The organism is Geminicoccus flavidas (assembly GCF_009806515.1).
In the GTDB taxonomy this organism is placed as follows: domain Bacteria; phylum Pseudomonadota; class Alphaproteobacteria; order Geminicoccales; family Geminicoccaceae; genus Geminicoccus; species Geminicoccus flavidus.
On record NZ_WUJP01000104.1, the window covers coordinates 1 to 303 of the forward strand.

The 303-nt window shown below is 67.7% G+C and carries 1 protein-coding gene; it reads right to left on the reverse strand.

Features of this window, described 5'->3' with window-relative positions; translation table 11 throughout:
* Positions 1 to 265: CoA transferase (locus tag EQG76_RS02835; protein WP_200840511.1), on the reverse strand; the 265-nt coding region annotated here is incomplete at its 3' end.
* Positions 266 to 303: the final 38 nt, after the last annotated feature.

The following is a 303-nucleotide window of genomic DNA, read 5'->3' on the forward strand; positions in this document are numbered from 1 at the left end:
CTGCGTTCTTCAGGTCGAGCGCCAAGCTCTCCTTGTTGCGGTTGATCGCGTGGAAGATCGTGGAATCACCGCCGATCTCGGTGTCGCTCAGGTAGAGCCGGCGGCACAGGTCGCCGCCATCCGGCCGCTCGATCTTGATGACCCGAGCACCCAGGTCCATCAGGCGCAGCGAGCAGTAGGGGCCGGACAGGAACTGGCTGAGGTCCAGCACGAGCAGGCCGGCCAGGGGCAGGTCGCTCTCGGCCGGTGTCGGATCCTCGATCATGGGGACGGCATCCCTGGGGCACCGGCCCCCAAGGCGGC